This window comes from Pseudocitrobacter sp. 2023LY-00077 (genome assembly GCF_055796175.1).
The window spans coordinates 20,303-36,743 of record NZ_JBSPEI010000024.1 but is presented as its reverse complement, the minus strand read 5'-3'; the positions used below and the strand labels follow the sequence as shown (position 1 = coordinate 36,743).

Here is a 16,441-nt window from a genome sequence, read left to right as displayed (position 1 = left end):
CTGACGGCGCTTACTGCTGAATTCACTGTCGGCGAAGGTAAGTTGATGACTCATGATGAACCCTGTTCCATGGCTCCAGATGACAAACATGATCTCATATCAGGGACTTGTTCGCACCTTCCCTAAAGCAATGTAAAATTCAAGTTGCCGTAGGGTAAACTTCATAGTTTAAAACGATACCATCTGAGCAAAACTTTATATTAGCATCTCCATTTCCTTCGAGGTATTGTTCCGGGAACAAAATTGTATTATTGAGAGTGTGGTTATGCCTTATTTATTGCTTACTCTCGCCGCGTGTTTTTGGGGCGGGAATTATGTTGTAGGACATCTGTTAGTCACTCTTGTAGACCCTATTTTATTATCCTCAGCTCGCTGGATATTCACTGCTGTGTTGCTGGCAGCGCTCTATCACAGGCAGATTCGTGGGCAATGGAACGCTATGCAGCGTTCTTTTCACATAATCACTTTCCTGGCTTTGTTTGGGCAGGTATTATTTCCTCTAACCCTGTACGTTGGTTTGCAATATACCTCGTCGCTTAATGCTGCCATTTATTTGTCTACGACTCCGGCATTGGTTTTATTGATCAATAAAACCATTTTCAAAGAAAAAATAACAGCTCAGAATATCGCTGGGGTTATTATCAGTTCTTTCGGTGTGGTCTGGTTGGTGATGCAGGGGGATTTATGGCACCTGGATACCCTAAAGCATCTCAATCGTGGCGATCTGTGGACGATGGGCTCGGCAGCAAGTTGGGCGGTATATTGCGCATTTCTACGCCTTAAACCTCGTGAAGTAGGGGGGAATGCGTTTGTGACAGTTAGCGCGACGATAGGTGCTGTAGTGCTCCTTCCAATATTGATATTCTCTATGGCAAAAAATGGCATTCCGCCGCTTGCCGAATTTAGTCACAGCGGTTTGGTTATTGGTCTGCTGTACCTGATTATTTTTCCGTCGTGGCTCTCGTATTTGTTGTGGAATAAAGGTATTCAGTCGATTGGCGCGACGCGTGGAGAAGTGTTTTCCCATTTCATCCCGTTGAGCGGTGGTTTATTCAGCGTGATGTTTCTCAGTGAACCATTACATTTATATCATCTGGTTAGCGCGCTACTGATTATCTGCGGTATTGCACTTTGCTCAGGCAAATCAGCGAAAAGAGCATTCAACGCTATCGTGTCATAAACAAAACGCACTGTGACAAAAGTCACTTCCGCTTCTGGCACGAAGCGGACATTCCCAAATTCCTCACTATCCGCAATCAGCAAGCAGCCAACTTAACCTCTCACGTACAGAGCGAGTTCTAACTCGATGTATGAAACGCTACCGACGACCTCAGATCTTAAGCGCAGCAACGATCGCATCCTCCATTTTCTCTGGCGTGGTGAAAGGCGCAAAACGCTTAATTGGCTTGCCATCGCGCCCTATCAGGAATTTCGTGAAGTTCCACTTGATTCGTCCGCCGAGAACACCGGGTAATTCAGCTTTCAGGTAACGGAATATCGGATGTGCAGCGCTGCCGTTGACGTCCACTTTTTCGAACATCGGGAAGCTTACGCCGTAATTAATGTGACAGGTCTGCGCGATGTCATCGGCATTGCCGGGTTCCTGTTTACCGAACTGGTTGCAGGGGAAACCCAGCACAACGAAACCCTGAGCGGCATATTTCTTATAAAGTGCTTCAAGGCCTGCGTATTGTGGCGTGAAGCCACAATGGCTGGCAGTATTCACAACCAGGACCAGTTGACCGAGGTAGTCGGCCATTGCGATGTTTTGCCCCTGCAGACTGGTGGCGGTGAGTTGGTGAAAATCGGGCATCTTGATATCCTCAGCGCAGAACCCGTCTGGCATAGACATGGCTATTTAGTATGGCGCAAGTGTGTGAATCATTTTTACAGAGTCTAAAAACATCGTCCACCGTTCATCAGTTCAGGGCGCGTGGTTACGTCATCCCACCCAAACAGCCACAGGCATTCGCTCCTCACCTTAAATTCCGCTATCATCTCCACCCATTTCCATGCCAGGCCGCGTCATGTCTACCCTTATCGACACTTTTATTGCTCCTCCATGCCATGACGATGTAGAGATTCTCTATCAGGATGAACATCTGCTTCTGATCAACAAACCCTCCGGTCTGCTCAGTCTCTCAGGCAAAAAACCGCAAAATAGAGATTCGGTGCATTACCGTCTGGTGCAGCAGTTTCCGGGTTGTACGCTGGTCCATCGTCTCGATTTCGGCACTTCCGGATTAATGCTCGTGGCACGCAACAAAGCTATCAATGCGGCACTGTGTCAGCAGTTCAGCCAGCGTACGGTGAGTAAGGTTTACACGGCGCTGCTTTGCGGGCATCTGCAAGATGACGAGGGCGTGATTGATGCTGCTATTGCCAAAGATCCCGCGCTGTTTCCTCTGATGTCGATCAACGCCTGCGAGGGCAAGCCCGCACGTTCTCGATATCGGGTGCTTGAGCGTATTTATCACACGCCGGGAGAGGGCGCGGCGCTACCCGTGACCCGCGTCGAGCTTATCCCGGAGACCGGGCGTACCCATCAGTTACGTATTCATTGCCAGCATTTGGGGTATCCCATTTTAGGCTGCGATCTTTATGGCGGACAGCTTCTGCCGGGCACGGAAACGGTGTCCCGATTAATGCTCCATGCGAGTAAATTGCACTTTATTCACCCCATTAGCCAGAAGCCAACCCATGCCTGCAACCCCAGCACGTTCTAGGCCGGGCAGAGGGGGATGTATAAATTCAACATTTGTTTATTTTTATAAAAGTGTTTAATTTTTAAATCGCGATGCTATGATGTGCCCATACATCAGCTATGGGCATTGCATTATGACGCTTCAACGATTCCCCTCCAGCAAGCCGTTTCCGTTCTCGGATATGGTGAAAGCCAACGGTTTTCTCTTCCTTTCGGGCCAGGTCTCCATGACGCCAAACGGTGAGCCTTTACCGGGTTCGGTCTCCGAACAAACCCTGCGTATTATGGATTCCATTGAACAGACGCTGGCACTCGCGGGGGCGACGTTAAACGATATTGCGCGCGTACAGGTGTGGCTCAGCGATATGGCGCATTTTGCCGAATTTAATGCCGCATATCGCAGCCATTTCCCGGACGGATTCCCTGCGCGTTCTGTTGTGACCAGCCGCCTCGCATTTGGGCTGGATGTTGAAATTGAAGTACAGGCGATTGAACCATGTCTAACCTCCTGAATATTCTGATGGCGTCAATGGATGCCATGCGCACCACGCTTGCGGCGAATACGGAAGCCGTCTTACACGATCTGACACAGCCTGAGTGCTCTGTTATCAGCATCGTCAATGGTCATGTGAGTGGCCGAGAGCCGGGCGATCCTTTGCTCTCCGGGCCCAATGATGATGTGGGCTTTTTGGGGCTGCTGGAGCCGGCTCAGCGTGTGCCTTCCCGCGTGTTCAATAATTACAAAACCACCACCTCCTCAGGCAAAGTGCTGAATAGCGCTTCGACGATTTACTACAGCGAGGATGGCGTTCCGTTGGTCGCTTTTTGCATCAATGTGGATCTGGATGTTGTGAATAGCCTGAAGCGCACGCTGGACTCGTTGTTGCCGACAGTGGCAGAGCAGGAAGCAGAGGATATGAGCGACAAAATTCCCGCGCAGTCCTTTGATGAAGTCATTGCCAGGTTTCGCCAGACGGGGTCAGAAAACAAAATTCAGTTTCGCAAACGCGTGGTCGCGGAATTGCAAAAAATGGGCTTCTTTAAGGTTAAAGGCAGCGTGGGGCATATCGCGCATGCGCTGGGCGTTTCGCGTTACACCATCTATAACTATCTGGAAAAAAATGATGAAAAACAATAATACACACAAAATCCCATTTTATCAGGTTGATGCATTTACCGCCGAACCCTTCGGCGGTAACCCGGCGGGCGTGTGTCCGCTGAAGGAATGGTTGAGCGACGACACGCTACAGGCCATTGCCCGTGAAAATAACCTGTCGGAAACGGCGTTTTTTGTGCCGACGGACGATGGCTATCATCTGCGCTGGTGTACGCCTGCGGTAGAAGTGGATCTTTGTGGTCATGCCACGCTCGCCGCGTCCTGGGTGCTGTTTAATAAGCTGGGCTATTCCGGTAAAACGATTCGCTTCCAGACACGCAGCGGCGAGCTTAGCGTCTCCCGGCACGGTGATGAATACTGTATGGATTTCCCGGCGCAAAAGGCACAAGCCATTGATATCCCGGCAGGATTACTGGAAGCGCTCGGTATTACCCACGGCGTCGTTGGCGTCTGGAAAGCGGCTGATTTAATCGTGCTGGTCGATGACAAAACGATGATTGACGGCCTGTCGCCAGACTTTAACGCGCTCAATCTATTTGACACGCGCGGCGTGATCGTCACCGCCGCCGACGATGAGTTTGATTTTGTCTCGCGCTGGTTTGGCCCGCAGGTTGGCGTTAATGAAGACCCAGTGACGGGCTCCGCGCATACCTTCCTCGCGCCGTTCTGGGCGGAGCGCTTGGGCAAAAATACGTTATCTGCCCAGCAGGGTGGGGCACGTAAAGGCACGCTGCGCTGTGTCGTGCGCGACGATGGACGCGTCGAACTTTACGGCGCGGCACGCATGATGATTGAAGGAACCTTCAGCCTGTGATGAAGCATAAAGAGCCTCGCTATGTGGTCGCGCTTGGCACGGCCATCATTGTGCTTTTGTACGTTGCCTATGTCTGGGGAAGTTTGAGCCAGTTCTGATCTCGGGTGGCGCATCACGTCGCCACTCTCTTTTAAGAGTTTCTTTCATGTCGGATACGAAACACCTCTCCTTCGCGGATACGCTCGCGTTAGGCGGGATGACCCTTGCGTTATTTTTGGGAGCCGGGAATATTATTTTCCCGCCGCTGGTGGGTATGCAGGCGGGCGCGAATTCTGTCACCGCGGGAGCCGGTTTTATTATTACTGCCGTGCTGTTTCCTGCGCTGGCCATTATTTCTCTGGCGATCAATAGAGGGGATATTAACGAACTGACGCGCCCATTGGGGCGGGCCGTGAGTATTGCTTTTATCAGTGTCTGTTTCCTGACGCTCGGCGTTTTATTTGGAACACCGCGTACGGCCACCATTAGCTATGAAGCGATCACCAACGGTGCGCAGAGTACGTTGACGCAAAAAACGGTATTCTCTTTTGCGTTCTTCGCCCTGGCAGGCGCGGTGCTGGCAAAATCGGGCAAGCTGCTGGAAATTGTCGGCTTCTTCCTCTCGCCGGTGAAAATTGGCGCACTGATTTTCATCGGCGTTACGGCCTGGATTTACCCTACCGGCGCGCTGACCTCTGCGGTTGACGCGTTTGATACGCATCCGTTTGGTACCGGGTTCATCAATGGCTATCAGACGCTGGATGTCATTAGCGCGTTATGCTTTGGGGCGATCATCACGCACACGCTTTATCAGCGCGGCATCGTGAATGCCAAAGGTATTCTGCGTTATTCCAGTCGCGCGGCGCTGATTGCCGCCGCCGGGCTGGTGCTTATTTACGTCTGTTATATTTCTATGGGCGCGCATACGCTGGAGCATTCCGCCAGTAACGGGATGCAAATTATGAGCGCCTATGTGGAGACCGTCTTTGGCGTATATGGTCGCGCGTTGTTGGCGGCAATTATTACGCTGGCATGTCTGGTGACGGCGATTGGTTTAACGACCGGCACCGCGCGTTATTTTCATCAGGTAACCGGCATCTCTTATGGCCTGCTGGTGATGTTATCGCTGGTGCTTTCAGCGATGATTGCCATACTGGGGCTGGATTCGCTGACGATGCTGGCGGTTCCGGTGCTCAGTGCGATTTATCCGGCGGCGCTGGTGGTGGTGGCGTTGGGGATTGTCAGAAAATGGCTCGCCATTCCGACGATGTTATACCGGGGGTTATTCTTTATCGCGCTTATTGTGGGGGTGGTCAGCGCGTTTATTTGACTGGCTTCACTGGCCCGGTAAGCGCCGCTACCGGGCATTTCCCGCATCATAAACACGGGTAGGGAATTACTCATTTCCCCACTGATTCAGGAACTCAGCAATCTCATCAATTCGCGCGGCGTTGATACCCGCTTCATCGGCCATCTCTTTCTGCGCCTCTTCGCTAATCTCTTCGTTATTCATCAGGCGGGTCAGCAGCAGCTGAAAATAGTGCGCCAGCGGTGTGCGTTCAGACTCGGCGACCGGCTCTGCGCATTCCGTCGCGTATTCATCGGCAATATCGTAATACTTCAATGGGATATCGTTGTTCATAAAAAGCCTCGGGGTTAACGTTTCGCGTGTGTCTGACCGGAATAGTATCACTCAATTGACGTACACAACACTTCGCGCAGCCACGCCATAAAGGTGGTGACGCGTACAGGCGTATAGTGGCGAGTGGGGCGAATGAGCGAAAGGGGTAGCGCAGACGGCGCATGATCCTGCATTACCGGCACCAGCGTGCCCGCATGCAGGGCATCTTCGACGATAAACCAGGGCAGCATGGCGATGCCCATCCCCTGGATTGCCGCTTCCCGCAGCACGTCGCCGTTATCGGTGATAAGCGGAGTATTCATCTCAGGCAGCTCTTTGCCTTCGGTAAATCCCCACTCATCTCGCGCGGAGAGCAGCGAATAGCGCAGACAGCTGTGCCCGGCAAGGTCAGCCGGTGATGCCGGGACACCTTTTCGCGCAAGATACGCCGGCGAGGCGCAAAACAGCCGTGGAAGGTCTGCCAGATGAGCGCAAACCAGCGACGAATCATTCAATGCACTGATGCGTAAAGCCAAATCCAGGCCTTCTCCCACCAGATCCGACAGTCGGTCTTCCAGCTGTAGCTGCACGGTGATTTGCGGATATTTCGCCATAAACACCGGCAGCAGCGGCGCCAGTTTTTTCACGCCAAAGGTTAACGGCGCCGATAGGCGAATCACGCCGCTCAGCGTCTCCTGAAAGCAGTTCAGCCGCTCTTCCGCCTGTTCCAGCGATTCAAGGATTCCTTTCACATCCTTGTAAAACTGCTCACCGGCGGTAGTGAGTTCCAGGTGTCGCGTGGTGCGGTTGAGCAGGCGCACGCCCAGACTCTGTTCCAGCGAAGAGACGCGGCGGCTGATGGAGGCGCTGCTGGTTTCAAGCTGTACGGCAGCATTATAAAAACTGCCTGTTTCGATTACGGCGACAAAGCTGCCCAGGGACAGGAGATCGTATTCTTTCATTTTTCGTAACGGTGAATTGTGTGTAGCCCCATTTATCCTGGGGAGAAGGGTGATTAATCTGTCCGCATTATATGAACACCGGAGAGAAACAATGACAACCCAATACCGCGTAAAAAAAGGCGAATCCCTGCATTATCTGCCAGCAAGTGATTATCACCCGGCCGATACCTACTTCCATTTTTCCTTCGCCAATTATTACGATCCTGACAACATGAATTATGGCGTATTACGTGTGGTGAATGATGACAATGTGAAACCGCATAACGGTTTTGGTCGCCACCCGCATCAAAATATGGAAATTGTCAGCTATGTGATTGATGGCCAACTGACCCACTGGGACAGCGCAACACAAACGGAAGAGACGCTGGGGCGCGGGCATGTGCAGGCGATTACCGCCGGGAATGGCGTCTGGCACTCTGAGCTGAACAAACATGATGAGTGGTGCCGCTTCCTGCAAATCTGGATCCTGCCGCCGAAGCAGGGGCTGGAGGTGCGTTATAACCAGAGTAAATATCAGGCGGAAGAGCGTGAAAACAAGCTCCTGCATATTGTCGGTAGCCTGAAAAATGACGATGCGCCGCTGATGCTCAATCAGGATGTGAACATGTACGTTAGCGAACTGACCAACCCGACGGCGGAAGTTGAGTATCAACTGCAGGCCGGACGCCAGGCCTATATCAATAACTTCGAAGGTGAAGTGAATGTGAAAGGTTTCGCTTCGTTAGGTAAAAAAGATACCCTGGAAATTACCGGGCCGGCGACCCTGAAATTCAGTGCCGCTAAAGAACAGAGCCATTTTATTATTATCGAAATGCCTGAGTCCCACGCCTGATTTTTAACGCATGACGCTGTCGATTTTTCCGGACACTTGCTAAAGTAACCTGCTGATCGCAAAGGAAGGAACGCGCTGTGGCCGGAAGAATCGATTATCAGATTGAAAAGTACAGCTTCACCGAAGCGGGCGAGTCGCCGAGGCTCGCCCAACAGTGGGCGGAAGTGATTGAAGAGTGCCGTCAGTCCGGCGCGGGCGCGCAGGAGCGTTTACGCATTGCGCTGCTGAACGTTGACTACGTCACCAGCTTCGAATTGCCTTTTCGTCTGTTGTTAATCCGCGCGCCACAGCTGATCGCCGCCGTACGTGATGAACTTCAGCTCAGTCAGAAAAATGTCCTCTTTAACGGTAAACGTTTCGGCTGTGTTTACAGCCTGAAAGCCAGCCTGGACGCCATTCCCGATGAATATCAATACCGCTTATCCAACCGTATCCGGCGAATGGATGGCACGCTTTCAACCGCCTCGCCGTATCAGGAAATTGCCAAACAGATTAAACAGCCACGCGAGCGTTTGAAGCTGGCGCTGGAAAATGATTTGCAGGTTACCGCGCTGGATGGGCTTTTTTGGTTTGGCATTCAACGTATCGCGGCGGATGTGCAGAAGCTGCGGAGAACGGGGATGAAAATCAGCACCGCAGAGGTGGATGTGTTTGATAACCTGACCGGCACCACACGGCGAGTGCCGTATTATCAGCAGGTTAAAAGCGGCGCGTAGTGCGCCGCTTTTTGCCCGATGGCGCTACGCTTATCGGGCCTACAATTGGTGATGAATCGTAGGTTGGATAAGCGCAGCGCCATCCAACAATTACGTCTCGCTCACCGGCGTTCTGTCACCCTCATACAACGGCACTTTGCGATAACGACGTACCAGATACCACAGATACGCGCCACCCAGCGCCGCCCACACCAGCCCTAACGTCAGCGACGTGGCTTCGAGGTTAACCCACAGGACACCCACCGTCAGCGCTCCAACCAGCGGCATCAGTAAATAGTGGAAGTGCTCTTTCCAGCTTTTATTCATTCCTTTACGACGCCAGAAGTGGTTGAACACCGACAAATTCACGAAGGTAAACGCCACCAGCGCACCGAAATTAATCAGCGCCGTGGCGGTGACTAAATCGAAGAACAGCGCCGACAATGCGACAATTCCGACCATAATGACGTTCAGCGCCGGGGTGCGCCATTTTGGGTGTACATAGCCAAACACGCGCTCCGGAAACACATTGTCGCGCCCCATTACATACAGCAGACGCGACACGCTGGCATGTGACGCCAGGCCAGACGCTAACGTGTTCACAAACGTGGTGCAGAGGAAAATCGACTGGAACAGCTTGCCGCCGACGTACAGCGCGATCTCCGGCAGTGCGGCATCCGGGTCTTTAAAGCGGCTGATATCCGGGAAGAACAGCTGCATAAAGAACGACGCTGCGATAAAGATAATGCCGCCGTACACCGCCGTCAGAAAAATCGCTTTCGGAATAACCCGCGCGGCATCCGGCGTCTCCTCTGAAAGCGTGGTCACGGCATCAAAACCGAGAAACGAGAAGCAGACGATCGTCGCCCCGGTAATAATCGGGATCAGATGTGCGTTCTCGCTGATAAACGGCTGTAACGACCAGACCGTGCCGACCCCTTCACCTTTATGCAGCCCCTGAACCACCAGGAAGATAAACACCACCATGATGGAGATTTGCACCAGCACAAACAGGGTATTGAAGTTAGCCACCAGGTTGACGCTCTTCAGGTTCGCGGCAGTTAAAATGGCGACGAACGTCACCACCCACACCCACGGTGGCACTTCCGGGAAGAGGGCAGAGAGGTAGATCTTCGCCAACAGCACGTTGATCATCGGCAAAAAGAGATAATCCAGCAGCGATGACCAGCCGACCATAAAACCAACGTGCGGGTTAATTGATTTTTGCGCGTAGGTATAGGCCGAGCCCGCCTCCGGGAACTGGCGAACCAGCTTACCGTAACTGACAGCGGTAAACAGCACACCCGCCAGCGCCAGTAAATAGGACGCCGGAACGTGGCCGTCGCTGATGCCGGACACAATGCCAAAGGTATCGAACACGGTCATCGGCGTGAGATAGGCAAGCCCCATCATCACCACCTGCCACAGCTTCAGCGACTTACGCAGTTTGGTTTTGCCGGGTTGTGCGGCGATATCCAGTGAGGAATTAAAGGCCATGATGCGTGCCTCCGCTGCGTAATCGGGTTTGCGGTCGCGTAGACCTGAAATCAAACCTGTTTAGCAGGGGAAGCAAGGGGGGCGGGGTACACTCGGTCGTGGGGAGGGTGCAAACGCAGCCTCCCTCGCCATGCGGGTATTTCATCATCGGCATCATCTCATTTCCTCGTCACAGTCTGTATCGTTAACGGAAGCCCGTTGCCGCCTGCGTTCCATAACGCGACATACGGGAAATGTCTGGATTACCAGCAAATGTCAGGCCAGGCTCCGCTCAGGCCGGTGATACATACCCCGCAAGGGGTCACTACGCGTTTTTCAACATCCACTCAATTTCGGTTTCTGTGATGAGGCGCTCAAACTGCAACAGCTCATCATTCTTACAGGCGTGATACACATGGCAGAAACGCTCGCCCAGATAGTGGCGCAGGTCGTCGTTTTGCATAAACTCCCACAGCGCATCGCTCTGACGAATCGGGAAGGGTAAGCCTTCCTGCTCCAGCCCGTTGCCTTCCACTTCTTCCTGCAACGGCAGTTCGTTATCGAGGCCGTGCAGAATACCGGCGAAAATCGCCGCCATCACCAGATACGGGTTGGCATCGGCCCCCGCCACGCGGTATTCCACGCGGTGGTTATGACGATCGCCGCACGGAATGCGCAGAGCGACGGTGCGGTTGTTATGGCCCCACGACGCCTGCGTCGGCACATACATCCCCGGCTGGAAGCGGCGATACGAGTTCACGTTCGGCGCCAGCAGCGCCATTGACGACGGCATCAGGTCAATCATTCCGGCAAGCATCTTTTTCAGCAGCGGCGAATCTTCGCCGTCCGCGTCAGAAAGCACGTTCTCACCACGGTTATTTTGCATGCTGATATGGATGTGCATCCCGCTGCCCGCGTGTTCTTCATACGGCTTCGCCATAAAAGTGGCGTGCATCTTATGCTTTTCCGCCATCAGACGCACCAGGCGTTTAAGGGCTAATGCATCATCGCAGGCATCCAGCACGTTATCGGTGTGATACAGGTTGATTTCAAACTGGCCCGGCGAGGCTTCGGCGACCGCGCCATCAGCGGGAATCAACTGTAACTGTGCCAGTTCATCAATATCATTGAGCACGTCGGCGAAGTGGTTGAGGTTATCAACCGAGTAAACCTGGCTTTGGGTGTTGCGGTCATCGGTGCCGGGCGCGCAGGGGGGTTGCAGATATCCTTCGGCGTCGCGTTTGCGATCCAGTAAATAGAACTCCAGCTCTACCGCTACGACCGGGAACAGCCCGCGCTGGCGAAGCTGCTGCCACAGGCGGTTGAGTACGTTCCGCGGCTCAACGTCAAAGGGAGCGCCATCTTCATCGACCATGGTCAGGAGCATCTGACCAATATATTCCGGGTCGGCGGCGGAAGGGGTTAAGGAACCGAGTACCGGCACGCAGGTACGATCCGGCTCGCCCATATCCTGACCCAGGCCCGCTTCTTCTACTACGTTACCGAGAATATCCATCGCAAAGACGGAGGCCGGGAAGTAACACCCTTTCTCCAGCTTCTTCAGGCTGGAGACAGGGACGCGTTTTCCGCGGAAGCAACCATTCAGGTCGGTAAGCAGTACATCAACATATTGCGTATTCGGGTAGCGCTCCAGGTAGCGTTTCACTTCCTGCGTAAAGGCGCTACCCCGCCTCTCTTCTGACTGCTGAACAAAGTTCTCTACTTCAACGATATTGGTTTCCATGATTCTTCGCCTTTGGTTTTGTTTTCCGCTCGCTATGAAAGCGTAAAATATAATGACCACTCTTCGAATTTGTATGCAAACTAAATGTTTGTCAAATGTTAAATTAAGTTTGCAAAACCGAAAATCCACTGCTAGATTGAAAAAATATTGAACAGAAAGGTCATTTTAACCGCAGTAATGGCGATAATTTAGTCCACTTTGTGAGATCGATCATGGAAAATATAATGTACAAGCCGGTTATCGGTATCGTGATGTGCAGGAACAGGCTTAAGGGTCATGAGACCCAGACCCTGCAAGAAAAGTACCTGAATGCCATTATTCACGCGGGCGGTTTGCCGATTGCGCTGCCACATGCGCTGGCGGAGCCTGAGTTGCTCGCAGAACTACTGCCGAAACTCGATGGCATTTATCTGCCAGGAAGCCCCAGCAATGTGCAGCCGCACCTATATGGTGAAAACGGCGATGAGCCTGACGCCGATCCCGGGCGTGATCTTCTGAGCATGGCGTTGATCAATGCCGCACTCGAAAGGCGCATCCCCATTTTCGCCATCTGCCGGGGGTTACAGGAAATGGTGGTGGCAACCGGGGGTTCTTTGCATCGCAAGCTGTGCGAGCAGTCGGAACTGCTGGAGCATCGGGAAGATCCTGAATTGCCGGTCGAACAGCAGTATGCGCCATCCCACGAAGTGCAGGTTGAAGAGGGCGGATTATTGTCCGCATTGTTACCTGACTGTAGCAACTTTTGGGTAAACTCCCTGCACGGGCAAGGGGCGAAGGTTGTGAGCCCGCGATTGCGCGTCGAGGCCCGTTCACCGGATGGGCTGGTGGAGGCGGTGAGCGTCAATAATCACCCCTTCGCGCTGGGCGTGCAGTGGCACCCGGAATGGAACAGTAGCGAGTATGCGCTTTCGCGTATATTGTTTGAGGGCTTTATCACCGCTTGTCAGAACCATATCGCTGAAAAACAGCGACTCTGACCCCTACAGTTAAGGAAATGCAAATATGAGTGATGACGGACTGGCACCGGGTAAACGCTTGTCGGAAATCCGCCAGCAGCAGGGACTTTCACAACGTCGTGCCGCCGAACTCTCCGGGCTGACTCACAGCGCTATCAGTACGATAGAGCAGGATAAAGTCAGCCCAGCTATCAGTACGCTGCAAAAGCTGCTGAAGGTGTATGGTCTGTCACTCTCGGAATTCTTTTCCGAGCCGGAAAAACCTGATGAACCGCAGGTCGTTATTAATCAGGACGACTTAATTGAAATGGGCAGTCAGGGTGTGTCGATGAAGCTGGTGCATAACGGGAACCCGAATCGCACGCTGGCGATGATCTTTGAAACGTACCAGCCGGGTACCACGACCGGGGAGAGAATTAAGCATCAGGGTGAGGAAATAGGCACTGTACTGGAAGGTGAAATTGTTCTGACCATTAATGGCCAGGATTATCACCTCGTCGCGGGGCAAAGTTATGCCATTAATACCGGCATTCCGCACAGTTTCAGTAATACGTCGGCAGGCATTTGCCGAATTATCAGCGCCCATACGCCCACCACGTTTTAATCTTTTTGTTTTTATAGGCCGGGTAAGCGAAACGCCACCCGGCTAGCTATAAAGGCAATCTATAAAGAATGTCGCCGGAAATAAACGGGCTCATCGCCCGGGGATCTCTGCGCCCTGACGTTCACAAACTGCATATATCTGATAGACGTGAAACAGGAGTCATAATGAATTTTCATCATCTGGCTTACTGGCAGGATAAAGCGTTAAGTCTCGCCATTGAAACCCGCTTATTTATTAACGGTGAATATTCCGCTGCGGCGGAAAATGAAACCTTTGAAACGTTTGACCCCGTCACTCAGGCACCGCTGGCGAATATTGCGCGCGGCAAGAGTGCCGATATTGACCGTGCGGTGAGTGCGGCGCGCAGCGTATTTGAACGCGGTGACTGGTCGCAGGCTGCCCCGGCAAAACGTAAAGCGGTGCTGAATAAACTCGCCGATTTAATGGAAGCCAACGCCGAAGAGCTGGCGCTGCTGGAAACTCTCGACACCGGCAAACCGATTCGTCACAGCCTGCGTGATGATATTCCCGGCGCGGCGCGCGCCATTCGCTGGTACGCCGAAGCGATCGACAAAGTGTATGGCGAAGTGGCGACCACCAGTAGCCATGACCTGGCGATGATCGTGCGTGAACCGGTCGGCGTAATTGCCGCCATTGTACCGTGGAACTTTCCGCTGTTGTTGACCTGCTGGAAACTCGGCCCGGCGCTGGCGGCGGGGAACAGCGTTGTCCTGAAACCGTCTGAAAAATCACCGCTTAGCGCGATTCGTCTCGCCGGGCTGGCGAAAGAAGCGGGTCTGCCGGATGGCGTGCTGAATGTGGTGGCTGGGTTTGGTCATGAAGCGGGGCAGGCGCTGTCGCGTCATAACGATATCGATGTTATCGCCTTTACCGGATCGACCCGTACCGGGAAACAGCTGCTGAAAGATGCGGGCGACAGCAACATGAAACGCGTCTGGCTGGAAGCGGGCGGCAAAAGCGCCAACATCGTTTTCGCCGACTGCCCGGATCTGCAAAAAGCGGCGAGCGCGACAGCCGCAGGTATCTTCTACAACCAGGGCCAGGTATGCATCGCCGGAACGCGTTTGTTGCTGGAAGAGAGCATCGCCGATGAATTCTTAGCCCTGTTAAAACAGCAGGCGCAAAACTGGCAGCCGGGCCATCCGCTTGATCCCGCGACCACCATGGGCACCTTAATCGACTGCGCTCACGCCGACTCGGTGCATAGCTTTATTCGGGAAGGCGAGGGTAAAGGGCAACTGCTGCTGGATGGTCGTAATGCCGAACTGGCTGCGGCCATCGGCCCGACCATCTTTGTGGATGTAGACCCGAATGCGTCCTTAAGTCGCGAAGAGATTTTCGGCCCGGTGCTGGTGGTTACGCGTTTCACATCAGAAGACCAGGCGCTACAGCTTGCCAACGACAGCCAGTACGGGCTCGGCGCGGCGGTGTGGACGCGCGACCTCTCCCGCGCGCACCGCATGAGCCGCCGCCTGAAAGCCGGTTCCGTCTTCGTCAATAACTACAACGACGGCGATATGACCGTGCCGTTTGGCGGCTATAAGCAGAGCGGCAACGGTCGCGACAAATCCCTGCATGCCCTTGAAAAATTCACCGAACTGAAAACCATCTGGATAAGCCTGGAGGCCTGAAATGACCGAACATACCAGTAGTTATTACGCCGCCAGTGCGAATAAATATGCGCCTTTCGACACGCTGAATGAGTCAATCATCTGTGATGTTTGCGTGGTTGGCGGCGGTTATACCGGGCTTTCCTCCGCGCTGCATCTGGCAGAAGCGGGCTTTGACGTGGTGGTTCTCGAAGCCTCACGCATCGGCTTCGGCGCCAGCGGACGCAACGGCGGGCAGCTTGTGAACTCCTACAGCCGCGACATCGACGTGATCGAAAAAAGCTACGGCATGGACACCGCCCGTATGCTCGGCAGCATGATGTTCGAAGGTGGTGAGATCATCCGCGAACGTATCAAACGTTATCAGATTGACTGCGACTACCGCCCCGGCGGCCTGTTTGTGGCGATGAATGATAAACAGCTCGCGACTCTGGAAGAGCAGAAAGAGAACTGGGAACGCTATGGCAATAAACAGCTGGAGCTGCTGGATGCCAACGCCATTCGTCGTGAAGTCGCCAGCGATCGCTATACCGGCGCGCTGCTGGATCACAGTGGCGGGCATATTCACCCCCTGAACCTTGCCATTGGTGAAGCCGATGCCATTCGTCTCAACGGCGGGCGTGTGTATGAGCTTTCTGCGGTGACGCAGATCCAGCACACTACGCCCGCCGTGGTGCGCACTGCCAAAGGCCAGGTGACGGCGAAGTATGTGATTGTCGCCGGGAATGCGTACCTGGGCGATAAAGTGGAGCCGGAACTGGCGAAACGCAGTATGCCGTGCGGCACGCAGGTGATCACTACCGAACGGCTTTCCGATGAGTTAGCCCGTTCGCTGATCCCGAAAAACTACTGCGTTGAAGACTGTAACTATCTGCTTGATTACTACCGTCTTACCGCCGACAACCGCCTGCTGTACGGCGGCGGCGTGGTCTACGGCGCGCGCGACCCGGATGACGTTGAGCGCCTTGTGGTGCCGAAACTGCTGAAAACTTTCCCGCAGCTGAAGGGCGTGAAAATCGACTACCGCTGGACGGGCAACTTCCTGCTGACCTTGTCACGCATGCCGCAGTTTGGTCGCCTTGATACCAACATCTATTACATGCAGGGCTACAGCGGCCACGGCGTGACCTGTACCCATCTTGCAGGGCGCTTGATTGCCGAACTGCTGCGCGGTGACGCCGAGCGTTTCGACGCCTTCGCCAATCTGCCGCATTATCCGTTCCCCGGCGGGCGTACGCTTCGCGTGCCGTTTACCGCGATGGGCGCGGCTTATTACAGCCTGCGCGATCGTCTGGGCGTTTAATTT

Annotated in this window: 18 protein-coding genes; 12 read left to right on the top strand and 6 right to left on the bottom strand. The window is 53.6% G+C overall.

Going from position 1 to position 16,441, the window contains the following annotated elements; all coding sequences use genetic code 11:
• Positions 1-265: 265 nt before the first annotated feature.
• Positions 266-1,180, top strand: a complete 915-nt coding sequence (locus tag ACWWFX_RS22710; protein ID WP_276220302.1) for a DMT family transporter — start codon at positions 266-268, stop codon at positions 1,178-1,180.
• A gap of 150 nt (positions 1,181-1,330) precedes the next feature.
• Here ACWWFX_RS22710 and ACWWFX_RS22705 read toward each other — a convergent pair whose 3' ends face one another.
• Entirely contained in the window at positions 1,331-1,813 is a 483-nt protein-coding gene (locus ACWWFX_RS22705; RefSeq protein ID WP_276220301.1) for a glutathione peroxidase, read from the bottom strand.
• Positions 1,814-2,027: 214 nt separating this feature from the next.
• Between ACWWFX_RS22705 and ACWWFX_RS22700 the strand changes: the two genes are divergently transcribed.
• The 5 genes from ACWWFX_RS22700 (at position 2,028) to brnQ (ending at position 5,944) form a co-directional block, all read left to right on the top strand.
• Entirely contained in the window at positions 2,028-2,726 is a 699-nt protein-coding gene (locus ACWWFX_RS22700; protein ID WP_473224849.1) for an RluA family pseudouridine synthase, read from the top strand.
• Positions 2,727-2,838: 112 nt separating this feature from the next.
• Entirely contained in the window at positions 2,839-3,216 is a 378-nt protein-coding gene (locus ACWWFX_RS22695) for a RidA family protein (RefSeq protein WP_473224848.1), read from the top strand.
• Positions 3,201-3,842 (top strand): helix-turn-helix transcriptional regulator, encoded by a 642-nt coding sequence (locus ACWWFX_RS22690; RefSeq protein WP_276220298.1) that lies wholly within the window; start codon positions 3,201-3,203, stop codon positions 3,840-3,842. The genes ACWWFX_RS22695 and ACWWFX_RS22690 overlap by 16 nt, the downstream gene beginning before the upstream one ends.
• Complete coding sequence (locus ACWWFX_RS22685) at positions 3,829-4,635, top strand: PhzF family phenazine biosynthesis protein (protein WP_473224852.1); 807 nt, start codon at positions 3,829-3,831, stop codon at positions 4,633-4,635. Before ACWWFX_RS22690 ends, ACWWFX_RS22685 begins: the two co-directional genes overlap by 14 nt.
• A gap of 145 nt (positions 4,636-4,780) precedes the next feature.
• Positions 4,781-5,944 carry a branched-chain amino acid transport system II carrier protein gene (gene brnQ / locus ACWWFX_RS22680; RefSeq protein WP_473224847.1) on the top strand — a complete coding sequence of 388 codons (1,164 nt, stop codon included), beginning with the start codon at positions 4,781-4,783 and terminating at the stop codon, positions 5,942-5,944.
• A gap of 66 nt (positions 5,945-6,010) precedes the next feature.
• Here brnQ and ACWWFX_RS22675 read toward each other — a convergent pair whose 3' ends face one another.
• Both ACWWFX_RS22675 and ACWWFX_RS22670 read right to left on the bottom strand, forming a co-directional pair.
• A complete protein-coding gene (locus ACWWFX_RS22675) occupies positions 6,011-6,256 on the bottom strand; it encodes a YmjA family protein (protein ID WP_015964984.1) in 246 nt (81 codons plus the stop codon).
• A gap of 47 nt (positions 6,257-6,303) precedes the next feature.
• The gene (locus ACWWFX_RS22670; RefSeq protein ID WP_473224846.1) at positions 6,304-7,197 is read right to left on the bottom strand and encodes a LysR family transcriptional regulator; all 894 of its coding nucleotides are present in this window, start codon (positions 7,195-7,197) and stop codon (positions 6,304-6,306) included.
• 91 nt (positions 7,198-7,288) lie between these two features.
• On the opposite strand from ACWWFX_RS22670, the gene ACWWFX_RS22665 reads away from it, so the two are divergent.
• On the top strand, positions 7,289-8,029 hold the full coding sequence (locus ACWWFX_RS22665) for a pirin family protein (protein WP_473224845.1): 741 nt from the start codon (positions 7,289-7,291) through the stop codon (positions 8,027-8,029).
• Positions 8,030-8,106: 77 nt separating this feature from the next.
• Positions 8,107-8,745 carry an ECs1377 family protein gene (locus tag ACWWFX_RS22660; RefSeq protein ID WP_456145253.1) on the top strand — a complete coding sequence of 213 codons (639 nt, stop codon included), beginning with the start codon at positions 8,107-8,109 and terminating at the stop codon, positions 8,743-8,745.
• A gap of 90 nt (positions 8,746-8,835) precedes the next feature.
• Here ACWWFX_RS22660 and puuP read toward each other — a convergent pair whose 3' ends face one another.
• From puuP to puuA, 3 genes are all read right to left on the bottom strand, one after another.
• Positions 8,836-10,221 (bottom strand): putrescine/proton symporter PuuP, encoded by a 1,386-nt coding sequence (gene puuP / locus ACWWFX_RS22655; protein ID WP_473224844.1) that lies wholly within the window; start codon positions 10,219-10,221, stop codon positions 8,836-8,838.
• A complete protein-coding gene (locus ACWWFX_RS22650) occupies positions 10,211-10,375 on the bottom strand; it encodes a YmjE family protein (RefSeq protein WP_473224850.1) in 165 nt (54 codons plus the stop codon). Before ACWWFX_RS22650 ends, puuP begins: the two co-directional genes overlap by 11 nt.
• A gap of 150 nt (positions 10,376-10,525) precedes the next feature.
• Positions 10,526-11,944 (bottom strand): glutamate-putrescine ligase, encoded by a 1,419-nt coding sequence (gene puuA / locus ACWWFX_RS22645; RefSeq protein WP_149461619.1) that lies wholly within the window; start codon positions 11,942-11,944, stop codon positions 10,526-10,528.
• Between the two features lie 212 nt (positions 11,945-12,156).
• Here puuA and puuD point away from each other — a divergent pair, with 212 nt between their 5' ends.
• From puuD to puuB, 4 genes are all read left to right on the top strand, one after another.
• On the top strand, positions 12,157-12,921 hold the full coding sequence (gene puuD, locus ACWWFX_RS22640; protein ID WP_015964978.1) for a gamma-glutamyl-gamma-aminobutyrate hydrolase: 765 nt from the start codon (positions 12,157-12,159) through the stop codon (positions 12,919-12,921).
• Between the two features lie 25 nt (positions 12,922-12,946).
• Entirely contained in the window at positions 12,947-13,504 is a 558-nt protein-coding gene (puuR, locus tag ACWWFX_RS22635; RefSeq protein WP_015964977.1) for an HTH-type transcriptional regulator PuuR, read from the top strand.
• Between the two features lie 164 nt (positions 13,505-13,668).
• Positions 13,669-15,156 (top strand): aldehyde dehydrogenase PuuC, encoded by a 1,488-nt coding sequence (gene puuC, locus ACWWFX_RS22630; RefSeq protein WP_473224843.1) that lies wholly within the window; start codon positions 13,669-13,671, stop codon positions 15,154-15,156.
• Between the two features lies 1 nt (position 15,157).
• A complete protein-coding gene (gene puuB / locus ACWWFX_RS22625; protein WP_473224842.1) occupies positions 15,158-16,438 on the top strand; it encodes a gamma-glutamylputrescine oxidase in 1,281 nt (426 codons plus the stop codon).
• Positions 16,439-16,441: the final 3 nt, after the last annotated feature.